At 27.4% G+C, this 21,452-nt stretch carries 23 protein-coding genes; 9 read left to right on the top strand and 14 right to left on the bottom strand.

Annotated features, from left to right (window positions below):
* Positions 1-7 precede the first annotated feature (7 nt).
* Positions 8-3,316, bottom strand: coding sequence for a type I restriction endonuclease subunit R (locus I2H23_RS03365; RefSeq protein WP_195581068.1), 3,309 nt, complete (start codon positions 3,314-3,316; stop codon positions 8-10).
* Positions 3,317-3,886: 570 nt separating this feature from the next.
* Here I2H23_RS03365 and I2H23_RS03360 point away from each other — a divergent pair.
* The 4 genes from I2H23_RS03360 (at position 3,887) to I2H23_RS03345 (ending at position 5,482) form a co-directional block, all read left to right on the top strand.
* Positions 3,887-4,552, top strand: coding sequence for an N-acetylmuramoyl-L-alanine amidase family protein (locus I2H23_RS03360; RefSeq protein ID WP_195581067.1), 666 nt, complete (start codon positions 3,887-3,889; stop codon positions 4,550-4,552).
* A 166-nt stretch (positions 4,553-4,718) separates the two neighbouring features.
* Positions 4,719-4,943, top strand: coding sequence for a DUF1659 domain-containing protein (locus tag I2H23_RS03355; RefSeq protein WP_195581066.1), 225 nt, complete (start codon positions 4,719-4,721; stop codon positions 4,941-4,943).
* A 106-nt stretch (positions 4,944-5,049) separates the two neighbouring features.
* Positions 5,050-5,277: a DUF2922 domain-containing protein gene (locus I2H23_RS03350; protein WP_195581065.1), complete on the top strand. Its 228-nt coding sequence runs from the start codon at positions 5,050-5,052 to the stop codon at positions 5,275-5,277.
* 58 nt (positions 5,278-5,335) lie between these two features.
* Positions 5,336-5,482 carry a YvrJ family protein gene (locus tag I2H23_RS03345; RefSeq protein WP_195581064.1) on the top strand — a complete coding sequence of 49 codons (147 nt, stop codon included), beginning with the start codon at positions 5,336-5,338 and terminating at the stop codon, positions 5,480-5,482.
* A gap of 157 nt (positions 5,483-5,639) precedes the next feature.
* On the opposite strand, the gene I2H23_RS03340 is transcribed toward I2H23_RS03345, so the two are convergent.
* The 5 genes from I2H23_RS03340 to I2H23_RS03320 form a co-directional block, all read right to left on the bottom strand.
* A complete protein-coding gene (locus tag I2H23_RS03340) occupies positions 5,640-5,906 on the bottom strand; it encodes an RNA polymerase sigma factor region1.1 domain-containing protein (protein ID WP_195581063.1) in 267 nt (88 codons plus the stop codon).
* A gap of 73 nt (positions 5,907-5,979) precedes the next feature.
* Positions 5,980-6,693: a DnaA ATPase domain-containing protein gene (locus I2H23_RS03335; RefSeq protein WP_243248181.1), complete on the bottom strand. Its 714-nt coding sequence runs from the start codon at positions 6,691-6,693 to the stop codon at positions 5,980-5,982.
* On the bottom strand, positions 6,662-7,594 hold the full coding sequence (locus tag I2H23_RS03330; protein ID WP_195581061.1) for a DnaD domain protein: 933 nt from the start codon (positions 7,592-7,594) through the stop codon (positions 6,662-6,664). The genes I2H23_RS03335 and I2H23_RS03330 overlap by 32 nt, the downstream gene beginning before the upstream one ends.
* 12 nt (positions 7,595-7,606) lie before the next feature.
* Entirely contained in the window at positions 7,607-7,858 is a 252-nt protein-coding gene (locus I2H23_RS03325; protein WP_195581060.1) for a BRO family protein, read from the bottom strand.
* Between the two features lie 43 nt (positions 7,859-7,901).
* Entirely contained in the window at positions 7,902-8,120 is a 219-nt protein-coding gene (locus I2H23_RS03320) for a helix-turn-helix transcriptional regulator (RefSeq protein WP_240275892.1), read from the bottom strand.
* Positions 8,121-8,345: 225 nt separating this feature from the next.
* Here I2H23_RS03320 and I2H23_RS03315 point away from each other — a divergent pair, with 225 nt between their 5' ends.
* From I2H23_RS03315 to I2H23_RS03300, 4 genes are all read left to right on the top strand, one after another.
* Positions 8,346-8,738, top strand: a complete 393-nt coding sequence (locus I2H23_RS03315; protein WP_092926145.1) for a helix-turn-helix domain-containing protein — start codon at positions 8,346-8,348, stop codon at positions 8,736-8,738.
* A gap of 127 nt (positions 8,739-8,865) precedes the next feature.
* Positions 8,866-9,339: an ImmA/IrrE family metallo-endopeptidase gene (locus I2H23_RS03310; protein WP_195581059.1), complete on the top strand. Its 474-nt coding sequence runs from the start codon at positions 8,866-8,868 to the stop codon at positions 9,337-9,339.
* Between the two features lie 799 nt (positions 9,340-10,138).
* Positions 10,139-11,332, top strand: coding sequence for a methionine gamma-lyase (megL, locus tag I2H23_RS03305; protein WP_195581058.1), 1,194 nt, complete (start codon positions 10,139-10,141; stop codon positions 11,330-11,332).
* A gap of 89 nt (positions 11,333-11,421) precedes the next feature.
* Positions 11,422-12,816, top strand: a complete 1,395-nt coding sequence (locus tag I2H23_RS03300) for a Na+/H+ antiporter NhaC family protein (RefSeq protein ID WP_195581057.1) — start codon at positions 11,422-11,424, stop codon at positions 12,814-12,816.
* Between the two features lie 108 nt (positions 12,817-12,924).
* On the opposite strand, the gene I2H23_RS03295 is transcribed toward I2H23_RS03300, so the two are convergent.
* From I2H23_RS03295 to I2H23_RS03260, 8 genes are all read right to left on the bottom strand, one after another.
* Positions 12,925-13,446 (bottom strand): ECF transporter S component, encoded by a 522-nt coding sequence (locus I2H23_RS03295; RefSeq protein WP_195581056.1) that lies wholly within the window; start codon positions 13,444-13,446, stop codon positions 12,925-12,927.
* A gap of 27 nt (positions 13,447-13,473) precedes the next feature.
* Positions 13,474-14,064, bottom strand: coding sequence for a class I SAM-dependent methyltransferase (locus I2H23_RS03290; RefSeq protein ID WP_195581055.1), 591 nt, complete (start codon positions 14,062-14,064; stop codon positions 13,474-13,476).
* A 45-nt stretch (positions 14,065-14,109) separates the two neighbouring features.
* Positions 14,110-14,628, bottom strand: a complete 519-nt coding sequence (locus I2H23_RS03285) for an FmdE family protein (RefSeq protein ID WP_195581054.1) — start codon at positions 14,626-14,628, stop codon at positions 14,110-14,112.
* 177 nt (positions 14,629-14,805) lie between these two features.
* Positions 14,806-15,561: a MerR family transcriptional regulator gene (locus I2H23_RS03280; protein WP_195581053.1), complete on the bottom strand. Its 756-nt coding sequence runs from the start codon at positions 15,559-15,561 to the stop codon at positions 14,806-14,808.
* Between the two features lie 178 nt (positions 15,562-15,739).
* Positions 15,740-16,846, bottom strand: a complete 1,107-nt coding sequence (locus tag I2H23_RS03275) for a DUF362 domain-containing protein (protein ID WP_195581052.1) — start codon at positions 16,844-16,846, stop codon at positions 15,740-15,742.
* Positions 16,847-16,942: 96 nt separating this feature from the next.
* Complete coding sequence (locus I2H23_RS03270) at positions 16,943-18,205, bottom strand: 4Fe-4S dicluster domain-containing protein (protein WP_166505287.1); 1,263 nt, start codon at positions 18,203-18,205, stop codon at positions 16,943-16,945.
* Between the two features lie 317 nt (positions 18,206-18,522).
* Positions 18,523-18,786 (bottom strand): hypothetical protein, encoded by a 264-nt coding sequence (locus I2H23_RS03265; RefSeq protein ID WP_092926167.1) that lies wholly within the window; start codon positions 18,784-18,786, stop codon positions 18,523-18,525.
* A gap of 199 nt (positions 18,787-18,985) precedes the next feature.
* Entirely contained in the window at positions 18,986-19,822 is an 837-nt protein-coding gene (locus I2H23_RS03260) for a class I SAM-dependent methyltransferase (RefSeq protein ID WP_195581051.1), read from the bottom strand.
* A gap of 239 nt (positions 19,823-20,061) precedes the next feature.
* Between I2H23_RS03260 and I2H23_RS03255 the strand changes: the two genes are divergently transcribed.
* Positions 20,062-21,441, top strand: coding sequence for a DUF4832 domain-containing protein (locus I2H23_RS03255; protein ID WP_195581050.1), 1,380 nt, complete (start codon positions 20,062-20,064; stop codon positions 21,439-21,441).
* Positions 21,442-21,452: the final 11 nt, after the last annotated feature.

Below are 21,452 nucleotides of genomic sequence, written 5' to 3'. Positions count from 1 at the left end.
TTTCTATTTATGCATATATATCATCTTCTTCTGCTCTATATGGTTCTATTAAATCAAATACTTCATCACAAAGTTTTTCGTCAAATACTCCATCTATACCATCTTTACTTAAAGTAGTGTACTTTCCTTCATATAGAGATGCAAATGAAATTCCTCTGTTTTTTAGTATATCATCTTTTATCATTTTAATCATATTCATTTGCTTAACGTTCATTTTAGAATGTTTTGCATTTATAAATTCTTCAAACTTGCTATTTAAGTCTTCTTCATCTACACCTACAAACTTTCTAATTATACCGATAACATCTTCTTTGCTTACATGAGCTTTCTCTGATAATTCATCTAAGCTAAAGTCTACCTTACCAGATTTAAATATGTCATATATCATATCTAATTCTTCTTTAGTAATTTCCTTGCCTTTTCTTATCTTTTGAATAACTAAGTTCATGCCCATTTCTTTTTCAAGCGAAGTCTTTACCCTTTCTATATAAGCATCAACATTTACTTGTCCATAATTATCACTTGTATCTATGTCTTTTATAACTATATCACTATCTTTTATATCTATTTCTACAAAGGACTTTGGATTTTTAGATTTATACTTCATTAAATCTCTTAAAAGTATTCTTATTTCTTCTAATTCTTTATAGCTTAAGCTTCCCCATTTTTCTATTTTAAGAAGTTCCTTCACATAATCACGAACTCCATTAAACTGATTCATACTTGTGTTAAGCCTAGATAAATCGCTCACTACCTTAGATACATGAGTTATTATTTTAGGGTCATCGTTAAGCTTTAGTATTTCCACTTTATACATTGAGTTGTCAAATAGTATCGCATCTCTATGCTCACTTACATCTACCCAACCCATTAGTGGTGCTATGTTTTTCATTAATTTATCTATTAAATTTTTATCTATGACTTCCCATACTTTATCAGGTTTTAATGAGTCTATAAGTTTCTTATTTTTTCTTATTTCTACTGATTTATCTGGTAATGATTCTATATCTTCCCTTATTAGCTTTACAATACTACTTACTTCTTCATCTAAGTTTTTAGATTTAAGTATTTCTAAAAGCTTTACTCTACTTTCAAATCTAGTTTGAAGTGATGATTTAGCTTCTCTTGGAACTATACCTTCTGGCTTTTCCTCAAAGAACTCAAAGTTTTGCCAATGGTCAAATATATAGAATTCTTCTTTATCTTCACCTTCACCAAATAGGTTTGGACAAAGTCTCGTTCCTCTACCTATCATTTGTAAGAACTTAACCTTTGAATATATTGGCTTTGCAAATACTAAGTTTACTACCTCTGGAACGTCTACTCCTGTATCTAGCATATCTACTGATATAGCAATTTTAGGTCTTTCTTCTTCTTTAAATTTTTTAAGTACATCATCTTTATTTTTTATATCTGAATGTATTATAGCTGCTAAATCACCATTATATTGAGGATACATTTCATCAAATAATTTTAAAAGCAATGTTGCATGGTTTTTGTTTTTAGCAAATATAATACTTTTACCTATTTCATCTTTTACTTTTATTCCATTTTCCATTAAGTTTTGTAGTATTTTTCTGTTAGTATCTTTATTACTTACAAACTCCTCTAATGCATTTTTATCAAAGTCTATTTGTTCTTCATCTAATCCATTTTCTTCTAAATCTCTTTTTTGCTCTTCACTTAAGTTTTTCCACCTTATACCTTTTCTTAAAAACTCTGTTGAAGCATCTTTTGCTCTATATTTTAATAGATATTGTGGTTTGTGATTTACAGCTTCTTCATAAGAATATGAGAATGTTGGGTCTTTATCGCCACAATCAAATAATGTAAATGTATTTCTATTTATAAATCCTACTGGTGTTGCTGTAAGTCCTACTATGTAAGCATCAAAATAGTTTACTATATCTTTATATACTTTATATATACTTCTATGAGCTTCATCACATATTATAAGGTCAAAAAATCCTACACTAAATTCATGGTAGTAATTTATCATTGTTTGATAAGTTGAAAAATACAGTACTGATTCTCTATCTTGTGATGTTTTTGATGTTATTCTCATTTGTGGAGTATTAGGCATAAATGTTTTGAAACTACTTTTATCTCTACTTGCTTGTTTTACAAGTTCATCTCTATCTGCTAAAAATAATACTCTTTTAACATGATTTGCTTCTATCATTCCTTTTGTAAGAGATATTGCTGTTCTAGTTTTTCCACATCCTGTAGCCATTACTATTAGAGATTTTCTATGTCCTTTTTCAAACTTTTCATATACACTTTTGATACCTTCTATTTGATAGCTTCTACCACTTATACTTGTATCTATTTCTACCTGACTTAGAGGTCTTTTATTTTTATGTTTAAACATTTCATATTCTAAATCTTCTAAACTATAAAATCCCCATACAATTCTTGGAGCACTGTATTTATCGTCCCACATATGAGTTTCATATCCATTAGTGAAATATATTATAGGTCTTATACCAGTTTGAGCTTCTATGGCATCAGCATAAGACTTAGCTTGCTGTTGACCTACGTATGGATCTACCATAGTTTTTTTGGCTTCTACTACTGCTATTGGGTTATCTTTTTTATCAAGTAGTACATAATCAGCATATCCTACTTTGCCCTTTTCTCCTTTGTAGTTTTCTATCTTATATTCTTTAGCTACTTTACTACCTGACACTTCCCATCCTGCTTGTTCAAGTAAAACATCTATTAGTTTTTTCCTAGTTTCGGTTTCATTTAAATCTAACATGTCTTCTACTTCTTTTAGTTCTGTATAACTATCTATTATAGAAGTTTGTTTTGTTTCTTCTTTTACTTGTATAATTTCCTTTTTATTATCTTCTTTTACACTTTCTACTTCTTTTTTGTAATCCTCTATATTATATACTTTCTTAGAAGATGTTTTTGGCATTTTAAATTTAAGTGGAAGTATAGACTTGTCCTTAGTTACATTTATATAAAACCAAGCACTTATTTTATGCATTGACATTAAGGCCTCTTTAGCTTTTTCTTTATCATCCATAGCTTCATGCATTGCTTTATTACCGTGTAGTCTAACTATGTTAAACCAATCTGGTATAGATTGATTTATATTTAAAGTTCTTAACTTTTTTATTTTGTCGTCTTGAGTTGCAAATCTATCCATTTCTATTTTAAGTGCTACTAATACTAAATCTATTAATTGTTCTCCTAATATTCTAGTTTTTAGCATTGAAGCATTTGGATCTGCTATTATGTATCTTTCTGCTTGCATTCCTAATTTTTTTAGATTGGGCCATTTATCTAAAAAATAAAAGTTTGACATTTTTCTTTTCTCCCCTTTTAATTTTGTTCTTATACTATTTTTACTTCTTGTATTTATATAAGTATAATTATACCATTTTTATGTACTATATAATTATAATTTATAAATTATAATTATTGTTTCTAATCATAAAAAGATAGTTAATGTGTGAATGGTTTTCTCTCACTTTAACTATCTCCTTCCCTACCTTTAAACACTAGCTGCTCTTATCATCTACAATATGTCTAACCTTAACTTCACTTATACCAAACTTTCTAGAAAGTGCTTTATAATTACCATTAAAGCATTCCTTCATAATCTTATTTTTAATAGACTTAGTAATACTACTTTCATTAGGAATTTACAAACTACTCCCACCAGAAAACTTAACAAGCTTCTTTAAAGAATCTATTCCAATAACATCAGCAAAACCCTTAATAGACTTAGGTAAATCATCATTAGTTAAATACTCTAACATAAAATAGCACCTCCACCTTTAACTTAAAGTATAGTTTGCTTCTTAAGTTTTTTCATATACTTCTTTCTATTTCAAATTATAAAATTTGAGTAAAAACTTAGGAGGAAAATAATATGAAATGGTACTTAGACTTTGGACATGGAGGTAAAGACCCTGGAGCATTAGGAACTAACTCAACCAAAGAAAGTGATACAGTATTAAAAATAGGAATGATAATAAAAGCTAATCTAGAAGAAGCTTTTGAAAAAGTAATAACAACTAGAGAAACTGACAAATACTACTCACTAGATTATAGAATCCAACTGGCAAATAAATCAAACTGCGACTACTTTATAAGCCTTCACATGAACTCATCAACTAACAAATCAGCCAAAGGATGTGAAATATGGGTATATGATGAAAGCAGCAAAGTATATCCCCTAGCTAAAACCATATGCTCAAACTTATCAAAAACTATAAATACTCCTAATCGTGGTGTAAAAATATCAAAAGACTTCTTTGTACTTAGAAAAACTAAAATGCCTGCTCTTTTAATAGAGATAGACTTTATATCAAACTCTGTTGTTGAAAATAACTTAACTTCTCCTAAATATATAAAAGACATAGCAAACTCCATATCATCTACACTGCTTTCATTTGTAGATAAATCAATAATAGATGAAATGAGCAACGCGAATTTTTATAGAGTATGTATAGGAGCATTTAAAGATAAAACTAATGCTATAAACCTTAAAAATAAAGCAATTTCCAAAGGCTTTAATGACACTTATATAATCTAGTACACCCTACGTCGTGCTTTCATACTCAAAATACCCTACGTCGCATTTTCAGCCCCCGGGTATTTAAATATTTTCATAAAAAACTTTAATATCTTTAAAAATCCAATTTTCCTATACTTATTATCAAGAAGTATAAAACTTCACTAAAAACAAAGGAGGAATACTTATGGCAGTAACTGCAACTAAAAATCCATCAGGATTAAAAATAAGATTTGACTGTGGGCTTGATGATGAAACTGGAAAAACAAAGGTAAAAAGTAAAACTTACTCTAATGTAGATCCAGAAGCAACAAATGATGATGTATATGCCGTTGGAGCTGTTATAGCATCACTTCAAAACAATACACTACTTGAAGTAGCTATAATAGACAACACTACATTATCAGAATAAGAATTCGCTTCGCTCCTGCGCCAACGATATACCTTCGCTCTCGCTTCAGGTATATCCGTTGCTTAAAAATTTATTAATTAAAATCTAAATTATATGGAGGTGTATTATGGAAGTTTCAAAGAAATTATTAATGAGCTTTATGACAACATCAGGAAAGAAGGTTTCTATATCAGTAGATGACCCTAGAGAAAATTTAACTGAATCAGAGATAAAGACAGCTATGACTACTATACTTTCTAAAAATATATTTAAACTAGCTGGAGAAAACTTTGCATCTTTAGTAGAAGCTAAGGTTGTTGAAACTGGAACTACTGAGTACGACTTGGTTTTATAGTTAATAAGGCTATGCTATTTTTAGCATAGCTTTTAATTTATTGAAGGGATGTGTTTTTGTGAATTCTGAATTACAAACTCTTATAGCTTCTGTTGGCTTTCCTATAGCCCTTAGTATGTATTTACTTGTAAGGATTGAGGGAAAGCTTCAGGTTCTATCTGATAGTATTAATGAGTTATCTAAAACTATTATAGGTATAAAATAATTTTTATAATAAATGTATAATTATTCCATTTTAGGATATACTCTAGATATTCCATTAAAATAAATCCAATTTATACTTTTTATCTTTAAAATAATTTACTAAATCAAAAGACAGGCAACGGAGGCCTGTCTTTTTTATATTCCTTAAGTTTTATATATTATTCACTTATTGTTATTCCTAAATCAACTATTCTATTATATAAGTAGTTCATTTGTACTTCATCAAGATTAGCTTTTTTAAAAGCATTTAATATCTCTACTTTTGTAAGAATCCCTTCTTTTTTACCTTTTTCTATTAAATCAGCTAACTCTCCTACCATTAATTTTTCTATAAATTCAATCACTTTTTTCATTTCACCTTTATCAAGTTCTTTAAATAAATTTATAAATTCATCCATTACTTCTTGCTTTAATTTTTCGTTCATTTTAATCTCCCCTTATGTTTAGTCTATATATCCTAATTCTAATTATAACAAATTTCAGACTATAATTATAATTTTATTTTCCATATATTCTAAAATTTAATTTCTTTCCAATAATCTTTACTAAATAATTTTTACTCATTTCAATAAGTCTACTACCAATAGCCTCATCTATACCCATAAGTTCCTCAACACTCTTCTCCGAACTAACAATAAGTGGCAAATTATTAAAATACCTATGATTAACAATCTCAAAGATAATATTAACATCACTATCACTAATTCTGCCCTTAAACAAATCATCAATCAAAAGCACCCTAGCATTTTTATATCTGTTCATCACCCTATTATAATAAGCCTCATCCATAATATTTTGCTTAAGTTTAGTAACAACTTCTCTATAGCTCATATACACAACACCTACCCCATCATCCATAAGCTCATTAGCTATAGCCAGGGAAAGATGGGTTTTTCCACACCCAACTTGTCCCATAAACATTATAGAGTTACATCTATCCTTTTCAATATCTTTAAAGTTTCTTGAATAATTACAAGCTTCTTTATAAGCATATATAATTTGTTTTTCTATATCATAAACAAAGTTGCTAAATCTCTTTTTTCTAAACTCTTCACTTATACCACTTTTTATTAAAATATCTTCAGCTATCCTTACTTGCCTACATGCACAAGGAATTGCAACACCTTCATCTATAATAAAGGTCATATCTCTACACTTATCACATCTATACTCACTAACTTTAGTTTCTAAACCTTCCAAACTCTCGTTCAACTTCTGCGATTTCTTCTGGTGTTGGCTTTCTATAAATGTCTTCATCCTCTCCTTCATCATATGTGGCATATTCATTGTTTCTATAGTTGTTACTACCCTTTCCATATTTATCTCCCCTGTTCTTTAAGCTTTTTTCATATGCTAATAAATCACTATAACTTTTTATGTTGTTATCATTCCATTGTTTTATTATTCCATTTACATATCCTTTGTTACACTTACCTCTATCTGTAGCAATTTCTATAGCTCTTTTAAATAATTCATAATCTATAGTTTCTGTAATATCTATTAGCCACTGTGCTACTATACCATTTATAAGTCCTATATTTTCTTCATATAATTTTTTAAACTTACTTAAAGATGAAGAATACGATAAGTGTTCATTTTCTTTTTCTTTTTCTTCTTCTTTTTCTTTTTTATTTTCTTTTTCTTTTTGCCCACCTATGGTAGATATACTATCCAACGAATCGTTACACGTATCGTCTATATACTTTTCAAACTCTCTTTTTATCTCTTCTTTATCTATATATTGTGCTATATAAGCTAATAGACTCTTATCCTTTACTTCTTTAACTTCTTTTTTTACACAGTCTATTATTGGCTTTCCACCTTTTACTAAATTGTACTTTCCCCATCGTCTTATGGCTAATTCACGTGTTTGTTGATTATATTTTATAATTTTGTAGTAATTTTCAAATCTATCTATAAGTGTATTTATACTTTCTACTGAATACCCCAATTCAAATGCTATTTGCTTTTTAGGTATTTTATATATTCCTATTTGTGTTGTGTTTGTATTAGTTAAAATATATAAGAAAAATAGCTTGTCCTCTGGTGTCATCTCTTCTAATACTTTTTCATCTTTCCAAAATTCAGTTCTTACATGTCTAAATATTGCCATATAAAATCCCCCTTAATTTAAACTTTCTATAGTATATAGTGAATTATCTACTAAAAACATATCATTATCAATACTACCTTTAACTACCCCTACGTCTAAAAACTCGACCCCCTCTTTTTTGCATAATCTAATTATTGCATCTCTTGGATTTGAGTATCCTAATGCCCTTGCTATTGGTATAGCCTCAAAATATTCTTTTTTATTTATTACTACTACATTTATTTCTCCAAATTCTTCATTTGAAAATATCTTTAAATCATTCATTTGTATCCCCCTTATTTTCTGTATCAGCATATTCTTAATTTTTTTAGCTCTTTGGTAATTTATTAGAGAAAAAAATATCATTAGCTTCATCAAGTGTTAAATCCAAACATTCAATTACTTTTAATATCTCTCCAACAGTAAACACTATTTTGCCATTTTCCTTAAAGTTGTATGTCTTATGAGAAATTCCCATCTTCTCTGCTAGCTCATATTGGTATAACCCCTTAAGTACCCTCTTTGATTTAAGTAATCTTAATTTCAATTTTATCCCCTCCATAATTTTGCTGCCTTTCTGTAATTTAATATTAACTGGAAGTAATATCCATAGTCAAGAAAAAACTTGACCATTTGTATAAATTCACACTTTAATTTACCATTTAGTAAATATATATTACTTTATGGTAATATATATTTGTATCTTACCATTTGTTAATTTTTCTTTCCTTACTGGTAAATATATACTATAATATTTTTAGAGGTGATATTAATGGAAAGCATCGGAGAAAGAATAACAAAGGCAAGACGTTATTTAGGTATGAATCAGAAAGAATTGTGCGAAAAAGCTGAAATAAATGAAGCAACTCTATCAAGATATGAAAATGGACTTAGAGAACCTAAAGCTGCTACACTTTCAAAGTTAGCAGAGATTTTAGAAGTATCTACTGACTATTTACTTGGTATAACAGATATTAGAAATTATAAGACTTTAAAAGACGATATGAACAAAAACGTTGAAAGTATATATGAAAATACTAAGGAAATGTTAAAACAAGACGGTTTAATGCTTTATGGTAAGCCTGCTACTAAAGAAGATATAGATCACATACTAAAAGCTATGAAGGTTGGTATGTTAATGGCTCTAGAAAAAGATAATGATTAATTTTAAGTAGGTATGTATATATTTACATACCTACTTAAATAAAGTCATTATTAAAAAAATTATATAACCAACATATAGCTTAAGATAAGTAAACTTATATATTGATTATAAAGGTGGAGGACTTTTAGTGAATATAAATCATATAAGAGAGGCAATTAGAAGAATTACATACTGTTATGATACTTCTGATCCAAAAGAACTTATAGATGCAATGGGGATTAAATTAGGTTTTTTACCTAATGATACAGATATAAATAAATTAAAAGGATGTTATGGCATGATTAATGGGGATAAAGTCATTCTTATTCATCCTGATTTAAATGATGAATGTCGTCGTGAGGTTTATGCTCATGAGCTAGGACATGCTATACTTCATCCTACTACTAATGCTTTATTTTTAGCTACTTATACATATTTTAGACTTGGTACTCTAGAAATAGAAGCTGATACCTTAGCTTCTGAGCTTTTACTAAGTGATGATATATATTATAAATATATGGGTAGAAACAATGGATTTATAGCAAGTTGTGAAAAAGTTCCTGAAAGATTTGTTGAACTTAAACTTAATAATTTTAGAAAAAGATTAAATAAGTTTTGGTAATAAAAGAACAATAATACTGTAATTAATTATTTTTTTGCCTTTTCATAGAACATAGGTTTGTTTTTATTAATTATTATTGCTTTAGTCTTAAAGGTATAGAAAACATGTTTTAATATCCCTCATATATTTTTAAGACTAACTACTTTTAGTAATAACAAATAAATAGCGGCATGAGTTCAATTGAATATGAAACACATGCCGCATAAGCTTTTTTTATGAGTCTCTACCTGATAGTGCCATAAATATAAATATGTGGAGAATATCTATAAATTTGTGTATCTTATTTAATTCATCTTTTATTATTTGAGTAGATGTTTTAAATGTTTCATAATTAAACCTATTTCTCAATATTATGCACTGTGTCCAATTATTATTATAAATTAAATTATCAATATTTTCTAATCTTCTAAATGATATTATTATAATTTTTTTAATTTAATATATCTCCAGCTTACTATTTATGTGCTTATCATAGTTATATTTTTAATATCTATTTTTAAATTTTTAAATAATTTTTAAATTTTTGAATAATTTTTAAATAAATAAAGTAAAATTTATATTAATTTTTAAATAAATAAAGTAAAATTTATATATATAAAATTTTTTTTAAGCCTAAATAATCTAAAGTCAAAATTTGTCTAAATTAAGTTTAAAAAATTTTTATTATTTTAAGTTTCATACCTATTTTTTAATTTGCCAATAAATTACAATAGTGTTATATTAAAAAAGAAAACAGCAGCAATCGTTTTCATGAAGTAAGACACTACTATATTAATGAAAATCTAGGAGGAGAATTACTATGGAAAACTTAAAAAACAAAAGATTTGCTACAAAAGCGATACATGGAGGACATCATAAAGATCCTGTATCTGGAGCATTAACTACACCAATATGCCAAACATCAACATTTGTATTTGATAGTGCTGAACAAGGTGGAAGAAGATTTGCACTTCAAGAAGGTGGATACATATACTCAAGATTAGGAAATCCAACTAATGCTCAATTAGAAGAAAAAGTAGCTTTACTAGAAGGCGCAGAGGCTTGTATGTCTACTGCATCAGGAATAGGAGCTATATCTTCAGCATTATGGACAGCCTTAAAAGCAGGAGACCATGTAGTTGCGTCTAAGACATTATATGGATGTACATTTGCATTATTAAATCATGGCTTAACAAGATATGGAGTTGAAGTAACTTTTGTAGATGCTACTAATTTAGAAGAAATTAAAGCTGCTATGAAAGAAAATACTAGAGTTGTTTATTTAGAAACTCCAGCAAATCCAGACTTAAAATTAATAGATATAGAAGCTGTTGCTAAAATAGCTCATGAAAAGAAAGATTGTATAGTTATGGTAGATAATACTTTCTGTACACCTTACATACAAAGACCTCTAGAATGGGGAGCTGATGTTGTACTTCACTCTGCAACTAAGTACTTAAACGGACATGGAGACGTTATAGCAGGTTTTGTTGTTGGTAAACAAGACTTTATAAACCAAGTAAGATTATTTGGTGTTAAAGATATGACAGGTGCTGTACTTAGCGCATTTGATGCTTACTTAATATTAAGAGGTATGAAAACTTTACAAATCAGAATGGATAGACATAGTAAAAATGCACTAGAAGTTGCTAAATTCCTAGAAGGACATAAAAATGTAGTAAAAGTTAACTATCCTGGACTTGAAAGCTTCCCTCAACGTGAATTAGCTAAAAAACAAATGCATTTACCAGGTGGTATGATAGCATTTGAAGTTAAAGGTGGCTTAGAGGCAGGTAAAAAATTACTTAACTCTTTAGAATTATGTACTCTTGCAGTTAGCTTAGGTGATTGCGAGACATTAATACAACATCCTGCTTCAATGACTCACTCTCCTTATACAGCTGAGGAAAGAGCTGAAGCTGGAATCTCAGATGGATTAATAAGAATTTCTGTAGGTCTTGAAGACCCTGAAGATATAATAGATGATTTAAAACAAGCCTTAGATTTACTTTAAGCTTTAAAATTGAACCTAGTTTAATTAAGCTAGGTTCAATTTTTTTAAAGTCTTAATTGTCACAATTTTAATTCAAAAGGAGAATTCTTATGAGAAAAGAAGAAAAAGTCAAACCGAGTTTTAAAGCTTTAATTCCATTTTTAGTTTTTATAGCAGTTTATTTAGGAAGTGGTATAATTCTTCAAGCTCAAGGCGTAGAAATGGCCTTTTATCAATTCCCAGCCCCAGTAGCTGTCAGTTGTGGTGTCTTAGCAGCTTTTTTCTTAATTAAAGGTTCTATTGATGAAAAATTTGATATTTTCGTTAAAGGTTGTGGTAACTCAAACATTATAATAATGTGTGTAATATATTTATTAGCTGGAGCCTTTGCTAGTGTCTGCCAACAAATGGGAGGCGTTGATTCAACAGTAAACTTAGGTTTAACATACATACCTTCACAATTTATCGTAATTGGTATATTTTTAATTTCTGGTTTCATATCTACTGCTACAGGTACTTCAGTAGGATGTATTGCAGCAATTGGTCCAATTGCAGTTGCAGTAGCTGAAAAAACTGGTGCTTCTCTTCCCCTTGTAATGGCTTGTGTTTTAGGTGGAGCCATGCTTGGAGATAACCTTTCTATAATTTCAGATACTACAATAGCTTCTACAAGAACTCAAGGATGTGATATGAAAGATAAGTTTAGAATAAACTTTTATTTAAGTTTGGTTCCTGCCATTATTACAATTATTTTACTATTTGTATTTGGTAAGCCAGAAGTTCCTACTACAATTCAAGCTTATGATTTTAACTTAGTTAAAGTTTTACCTTATTTATTTGTATTGGTATTAGCAGTTGCTGGAATGAATGTATTTTTAGTTTTAACTGGTGGAATATTTTTAGCTGGAGCAATAGGAATGTATTATGGTGATTTGACAATATTAACTTTTGTAAAAAGTATTTACACAGGTTTTACAAATATGACAGATATCTTCTTGTTATCTCTTTTAACAGGTGGTCTTGCCGAAATGGTAACTCATGCTGGTGGTATAGAAGCACTTCTTGTAGTTGTTCAAAAGTTTATTAAAGATAAAAAATCAGCAGAAATTGGTATAGGTGTTTTAGTTGCATTAACAGATATAGCTGTTGCAAATAATACAGTTGCCATTATAATAAATGGACCTGTAGCTAAAAAACTTTGTTATAGATACAAAGTTGACCCTAGACGAAGCGCTGCTATTTTAAGTACTGTTTCTTCTATTTTACAAGGATTTTTACCTTATGGTGCTCAAATGTTGATTTTAACTAGTTTCACAAATGGAAAAGTATCTCCTATGCAAGTTATGCCTTTAGTTTGGTTCTGTCAATTGTTATTGGTTTCAACACTACTTTCAACTTTCATACCATTTGCAAACAAATTAATCGTAAGAGATCCTTGGAATTTTTCTAGTGAAATGCCTGAAAGTAAAATTAAAAATATTGGTAGTGAGAGTATTCAAAATTAATAGATATATATAAATTTTTATATTTTATAAAATAAAAGAGTAGGTAAATTTTTACCTACTCTTTTATTTTTAATATTTTGAAAATCTATTTTTTTATCTTATATAATTTTAAGAAGCTAAACTTCTCTTTATCTCTGGATTTTTAGTTGTAAACTTAATTAAAATTGGAATAAATATTAGTTGTATAAGCATTCCAGGAATAGCTTTAGCTAAATTTCCAAATACAAACATAAATGGGCTAACTTTTGGTGCTATAGTTAAAGAAACAATGAATGCCCCCAAAACAGCAAATAATCTACCACCTATCATAGCACCTATAAGACTTATATATATTTTATTAGTTTTTTCAAATAAAAATCCACTTATAACTCCATATGCACATAATTCAAAAGCCATTATAGGCATAACTGGAACTAATGGTGGCATACCTGTCATAAACCCACTTAATATAGGTGTCAATAATCCTACTAATCCTCCATAAAGTGGTCCTAATAAAAATCCACCTATTAAAACTGGTATATGCATTGGTAAAAATATTGATCCTGCCATATTAAATGTATGGAAAAACATAGGTAATATAATTCCAAATGCAATAAATATCCCCGATAAAATTATTTTTTTTGTTTTCATAAAAATATCCCCCTAAAATCTAAATTATTAATTTTTATCTATTATTAAATAATAAATTTCATCATTTTCAAAAGCTTCACTTACATTTAACCCTACATCTTCAAATAATGACTTTTGTTTTTTAACACATATAAGCCTATCATTTTTAACAGTTTCATCTTTTTCTTTATGCATATTATTTAAAAACTCTCTACTATTAGAATGAGCTATCATAAGTTGCCCATTTTCTTTTAAATTATTTTCTACTAATGATTTAATAGTTAAAGTTTTATTTTGTAAATGTGGAAACATTGAATATAAAATTATTTTATCAAACTTTTCATATACCTTATCGTTTTCAACATCTAGTACCTCAAAGGATAAATTTTTAGTATCCTTAAACTTTTCTTTTGCTATACCTAGCATTTGAGTAGATATATCAACACCTTTTATAAATCCAGTTTTATTTAATTTTTTTAAAAAAGGTATTAATACGCCAGTTCCTGTTCCTACATCTAATATACTTTGATTATCTTTAATATTTATCTTAGATAAAAGAGTATTTATTTTTAATTCATTTACTTCTATTATGTTGTCCCAATCTTTTGCTATACTATCAAAAAACTGTACTTGATTCATAGAATATCTCCTCCATTTGATAAATTATTTCCATCTTAGTAATATCTAAAAAAATCTTTTATAATCACTGTAACAATCTAAGCAAACCTTCTTTCCCTCTTGAAGTCTTATAAATTGTTCCGATGATTTCTCTTTACATATTTCACAAGTATCGGATAAAAATAATCTAGCCTTTTCTGGAAGTTTTATATTAGTTGGTTTAAATTCAAATAAATCTTTTGGATCAGCCTTTATCAAAAAATTTTTATATTCCTCTCTTGATAAGTTCTTACTTTTGTTTTTTAATGACATTCTAACAGATTTATTATTTTTTCTATTATAAAAATGATAAACACTTTTTCCTCTAAGTCTTATAAGTAAATTTCCCTTACCTACAGTGCACCCAAGCATTAATTGTATTGCATCTAATCCACATGCATCATTTTCAGCTATACAAACAATCTCTTCGTCCCCAGAAAATTCTAATTCTAAGTATTCTTTGGCTCCTTTTGCAGCTAAATACCCTATAGCTAACCCTGGACATTCGTGTCCATGAAATTTAATTACTTCTTCCCAAGTTTTCATAAGTTTTCTCCCCCAAAAACAAAAACCATGAAGATACACTTATATTATTCGTGTAAACCTTCATGGCTTAATTTCTAAATTTAATAATTCTTTTTTCAATATAAATAGTATATATTTATACATTATTTGTCAACAAACATTTTATCTATTAATATTTTTAGTATTTTAAAATTATCATTACTTTTTATTATCACAATAAACATTCATAGCATCACTTAAAAATTTAGCAAGCCCTTCTTTATACTTATCTATATTTTTAGTAAATCTTTCATCTGCTACATACATAAGAGCTAATCCTCTAAATATTTCTACCGTACAGTTATAGTAATTATTGCTTATATGATCTCTCCATTTTTGTACTAATACTTGAACTTCTTCATCATCTGGATTTTTATCCATTAAATTTGCTAGCTCAATATATATATTATTAGCTTCTTCACTTATTTTTTCCCAGTCTTCTTTTGAATATTTAGATGTTTTTTCCCTACTTTCTTTATAAGCATCACTATCTTTATATCTTCTTTCTGTCTCTTCTTTGTACTTTTCTTCATGCTTTTTAATATCATCATAACTAAAAGCGTTAAAATTCTTTTTACTCATATTATTCTCTCCTAAATTTTTTATTGTTTCATCAATAGAATCTATTATATTTTCTAGCCTTTCTTTCTTTTTCATTATAAGTTTTCTTTGTACCCTTAAGGCATTTTCTATATCAAAATTTTTATCATCTAATATATTTTTTATTTCGCTTAATTTAAAGTCTAATTCTTTAAATACTAGTATTTGATAAAGTCTTAATATATCATCTTCACTGTAATATCTATAATTAGATTCAACTTCTCTACTTGGCCTTAATATTCCTATATTATCATAGTGGTGTAACATTCTTACACTTATGCCTGTTAATTTTGATACCTCACTTATTTTATACATTTTTACACCTCCTAATGAAATTCTATTCTATAACATTATGTTAGAGTAAATAGTTTTTTATATAATTATCTTAAAATATTTAATTTTATCCTTTGTTTTATATATTTGTATATATAAGAATTAATAAAACAAAAAAACTAGCTCAGATCTAGTATAGACTTTAAGCTAGTTTATTGTTTTATACTTCTATTAATTCATACTCTTTATTTCCTATTCCAAGCTTAACACTATGATCAATACATACTTCCCAGTTAGTTTCAGGGTGTGTATTTATAAAATGATCATGTGTATGATGCTTTTTCTCATCTAAGTAGCTTCCATTTATTACACTTTGCTTATTTGCCATATCTACACAAGCCATATCAAGTGCTACTGGATCAAATGATGCAAATATACCTACATCAGGTATTATAGCTAAATCATTTTCAAAATGACAATCACAATTAGGGCTTACATCTATTACAAAACTTATATGAAAATGTGGTCTATCTTTAAGTACTGCATAAGTATACTCTGCTATCTTTTTATTTAATATGTCATTAGCTTCAAATGTTGTAGTACCTACTGCATCAAAATTACAATTCCCTATACATCTACCACATCCTACACATTTATCATGATTTATAGCTGCTTTTTTGCTTTCATTAAAACTAATAGCATCATGTGCACATACTTTTTTACAGGCGCCACAAGATACACATTTTATTTCTTTAATTTTAGGCTTACCGCTACAGTGCATTTCCATTTTACCTGCTCGAGAGCCACACCCCATACCTATATTTTTAAGTGCACCACCAAATCCTGTTGATTCATGACCTTTAAAATGGTTCATAGATATAAATATATCAGCATCCATTATTGCTTGACCGATTTTCGCCTCTTTTATATATTCTTTGTCTATTTTAACGTTGACTTCATCTGTTCCTTTAAGTCCATCACCTATTATTATATGACATCCTGTTGTAAATGGATTGTATCCATTTTCATATGCTGCATCTAAATGTTCTAGTGCATTTTTTCTTCTTCCTACATATAAAGTATTACAGTCTGTTAAAAATGGCTTTCCTCCATTTTTCTTTATTAAATCTACAACTACCTTAGAATAGTTTGGTCTTAGATATGCAAGATTTCCAGGTTCTCCAAAATGAATTTTTATAGCACTAAATTTTCCATTAAAGTCAATGTTTTCTATCCCTGCTTTTTTTATAAGATTTTCTAATTTCATAAGTAAACTTGTATTTTGGTCTGTTCTCAAGTTAGTAAAATATACTTTTGATTTTTGCATTTACCTTATCCCCTTACCCTTTTATTTATATAATATAATTATATCTATTTTTTCTTTTATTTTAAGTAATAACCTTAAGGTTACTAATTATAATTTTTATTTTTTTACTCTAAGTAACCTATCTAAATATATAGATTTCATCTGATCACTTGCCATAGCTTTATGTATAGGAGAGAGCTTAAGTATACTAGAAAGTATTGAAGCCATAGCTCTGTGACTATGAAGCGCTCCTTTATCAAATATTAAATTTTGTAATTGTCCTTTTTCAATAGCCATAAGTACTACTCTATGAGCTGATGATGCTGGAGTTATTATTTTTTCTTTTCGCTTTTTTAGATGTATACATTTTTTAGGGCAACTTCTTGCACACACTCCACATCCTAAGCATATATCTTCATCTATTTTTATAGTAGTTTTGTCTTTATCTTTTACTTCTACTATTGAATATATAGGGCAAGTATTTAGACATTTTTTACAGTTTATACATTCATCATAATCTATATACGGTATAAAACTACTAGTAGCTACTGGTTGTAAGCTTCCATATTCTCTTGCAGCAACTAATGCTTCACAGCAACATCCACAACAATTGCATATAAAATTTACTCCTTTTTGTACATTTTCTCCACATTGTACTAAGTTACTTTCATAAGCTTGGTGAAGTAATTCCTTACACTCTGATACATCTATTCTTCTTGCAAAGTTATTTTTAATTAAAGAGTTTGCAGTATTATTAAAGGTCATACATATATCCATAGGAGCATCACAAGCCTTACCTACATGTTCCATTTTATGTCTACAATAACACATACTAACCCCTATATGGCTTGCAGTTTCTATTATATGTGTCGCTCTTTCATAATCAAGTATAGTTATTTCATCATCATTAGTTAAAACTTCTTCTTGTACATAAACCCTTCCTAATTTAGTTTCTGCCGAATAAAACAAATCTTTTATAAAATCTTCTTCTACATTCATATATTGATAGTAAAGTTCGCCTAAAAGTTTTTGGTCTATATCATTTCTTGTTCTCATTAGTGCAAACTCAAAAAAACCTGCCATAGGAGGTGGCAGAATATATTTTTTACCTTTATCATCTTCTAGATCTAAAAGTATTGCCTTTGCAGCAAGTGAGTCTAATATTTTTAAAGCTTCACTATCACTTACACTCCATATTTTAGCTGCTGTTTTTACCCTAAAGGGCCTTATTGGAAGTTGAGCTACTAAAGTTGCTTCCCTTTCTGTAAATAGTACCTTTAATATGTCATAAAGTGTTTTAGATGGTGGTACCCCTTGCGGAAATTTATTTAATCTTTCCTCTAAGCTTTTATAAGCATTTTTAGCACTTATATGGCTCATATTATCACCTCTTAAATTTATATGATTTAATTATTTACATATTATCTAATATTAATAACTAAAACTTTTTATATATATTCTTTATATTTCTATAAATTTCCTTTAAAGCTTTATATTTATTATCTTTTTTACGAAATTATAATTTTTTTATTAATTATCTATATTTAATAAAATGCATCTACTTAATAAAAGTAAAATAACATAAATTTACTATATAAATAAAAGTCCAAAATTTTTCTATCGTAAATAATTCTTAATACTAAAAAATGAGCAACTTCAATTAATATGAAGTTGCTCATTATATATTATCCATTTAATTATAATAGCTCATCTTTTAATTCTTTATTTACTTCTTTTACTAGTTCTTTTTCTTCTTTTTTAACTTCTCTTATTATTTCTTTTGCTTCTTTTTTTGCTTCTTTATCTTCTTCTTTCATTTGATGCTTTAATTCTTTTGCAAATTTATGTGCTTCGTGCTTTTCTTCTTTAAACTCTTTTCTGCTTTCATGTTCATACTTTAAACATTCAGCATCTTTTTTTAATTCTTCTTCAATATGTTTTACTTCTGATTTAAATGTCATTTTTAACATCTCCTGACTAATATTTTATGTAAGTTCAACTTTCTTGTTGATAGTTTATAGATACCCATAAAATACCAACATAAACATAATATTAGTTTTTTTATATTTTTTTTTCTAAAATTATAATTTCTAATTAAAATTTGCTATTATACTAAATTTTGTAATTATTATTTAGATATTTAATTTTTCTTTTATATTTTTACATAACTTCCCAAGTAATAACCCCTAAAGTTACTTTGCTTTCATGATAAAATATGCCATCTTTAATTTCCCTATTAACAAATTCTTTTATTTTATCTATGATTTCATGCTTATCTAAGTACTCTTTATATCTATTTTTTAATTTATTTACTGAACCTTCATAACTTGTTTTATATTTCCAAGTAGTACCTGTATAAAAAATACTAGGTCTATAACCACTAAAATATAATATATTAAATGGATATATAATATTACTTACTCCACAAAATTCTAGCCTTTTTCCTAATATGAATTCATCTGCCTTTTCTAAAACATCATCTTTTGACTTTCCATCTGTTGCTATGTAACAACAACTTTTATTTGAAGCTTCATTTATTTTTAGTAAACTATTTGGGTTATAACATCCTGGGTTTAAGCTACTTATTACTAAGTCAAATTTTTTATACATATTCTCTTTGTTTAAGTCTATATCATTCCAATTAGCTTTAATAATTTCTATATTATTTATATTATTGCTTTTTATCTTTTCTTTTAAAATATTAAGCATACAATCTGAATAATCAAGTGCATATACTTTTTTGCATATTTTACTTAATTCTATAGAATATGAGCCTGTACCACAACCAATATCTAATACCTCACTATTTTCATTAATATATCCCTTTAATTTTAAATTTTTAATAACATCCTTAACTCTAGTATTACAAACTGTTTCATCATAATTTTTTGAAGATTCATCCCAAACCTTTATATTTTTATCTTCTGTGTTTTTGTTTAAAATATATTCTTTACCTACTTTAATCCATTCCTTTTTCCAATACTCTAAATTCTCCATACTCCACCTCTGATAAATAAAAAATTAATTTTAATACAAAAAGCCATAAAGACAAATCTACTATAGATTAAAACCCTTATGACTTTATATTATAAATCCTGCTAATTTAATGATAGTATTTTTTTTAACAAACTTCAACATATTTTATATTTATAGCTATTTAACTCTTATTTTTATATTCCTAAATTTATTAAATATTAGGTATAATAAACTATAGAACCTAATATTTGGAGGAAATTATGAATCTACGCATAAAAGCACTTTTAACATCATTGTCACTTATACTTATATCAACTACTGCTGTATCTTGTAAAACTAATACTAAAAATACATATACTCCACCTAAATCAGATGCAGTTTTAAATAATCCTTTTATGGGATGGGCACCTGATGCACAATATACAGATTACACTCAACCACACAAACTAGTTTATGCAAATATATATTTTAGCGAACTAGAACCTAAAAAAGGAGTATATAATTTTGATTATATAGAAAAAAAATATAACTTTGATTATTGGAAAAGCAAAGATGTAAAAATAATAATAAGACTAGTTATGGACTTACCTAACAGTGAAAACAAAATGTATATCCCTAACTGGTTGTATAAAGAAATTGATAAGGACGGTACTTGGTATAATATATCTTATGGTAGTGGGTTTAGCCCAAACTATGAAAATAAAAAATTAATCAAGTATCACGAAGAAGCCATAAAAGCTTTATCAAATAGATACAATAAATCTTCTGAAATAGCATTTGTAGCTCTAGGTAGTATAGGTCATTGGGGAGAATGGCATACTTATCAATCAAATGATTTTTTCATACCATTTCCTAGACAAGAAATAGCAAATATTTATGCTTCTCATTATGTAAAATACTTTGATAATAAAAAATTATTAATGAGAAGGCCATTCAAAGTAGCTAGAGATAATAATATGGGATTATTTAATGATATGCTTGGTAATAAACATTCTACAAAAGAATTTATATCTTGGCTAAATGATGGATATACAGATTGGCTAACAAAGGTTGATCAACCTTCTATGAAAGATTTTTGGAAAAATGCACCTTCTGGTGGTGAATTTGCAAGTGGTAACTCTGGAATGAATTTTTTAAAAGATTTTTCTATAGATAATACTATAAAGCAAATACAAGATACTCATATAACCTATATAGGCCCTAACTGTCCTGCTGATAAAAAAGGGAAATTTCAGTATAATTTTGATAAAGTACTAAAAACCTTAGGGTATAGATATGTTATAGATACTGTAAAATTTAATAATAACTTAAATCCTAATGATAATCTTAAACTTAATATTAATATAAAAAATGAAGGTGTTGCTCCTTTTTATTATAAATGGCCTGTTAATATTTCATTAATAGACAAAAATAATAATATTATTTATAGTTTAAATATTGATGAAGATATAACAACTTGGTTACCTGGAAATATAAACTTTAATACTTCTATAAAATTACCTTCACATATATCTAGTGGAAATTATAATATAGCTTTATCTATATTAGATCCATCTAATAATAAACCTAGTATTAAATTTGCTAATAATAATGAAATAGTACCTAATTACTTTAAATTAGGTGAAATAACTGTTAAGTAATATATTAAAAT

Origin of the sequence: Romboutsia sp. BSD2780061687b_171204_C1 (assembly GCF_015560225.1) — a bacterium.
GTDB lineage: Bacteria > Bacillota > Clostridia > Peptostreptococcales > Peptostreptococcaceae > Romboutsia_C > Romboutsia_C hominis.
This window is presented reverse-complemented; position numbering and strand designations above follow the sequence as displayed.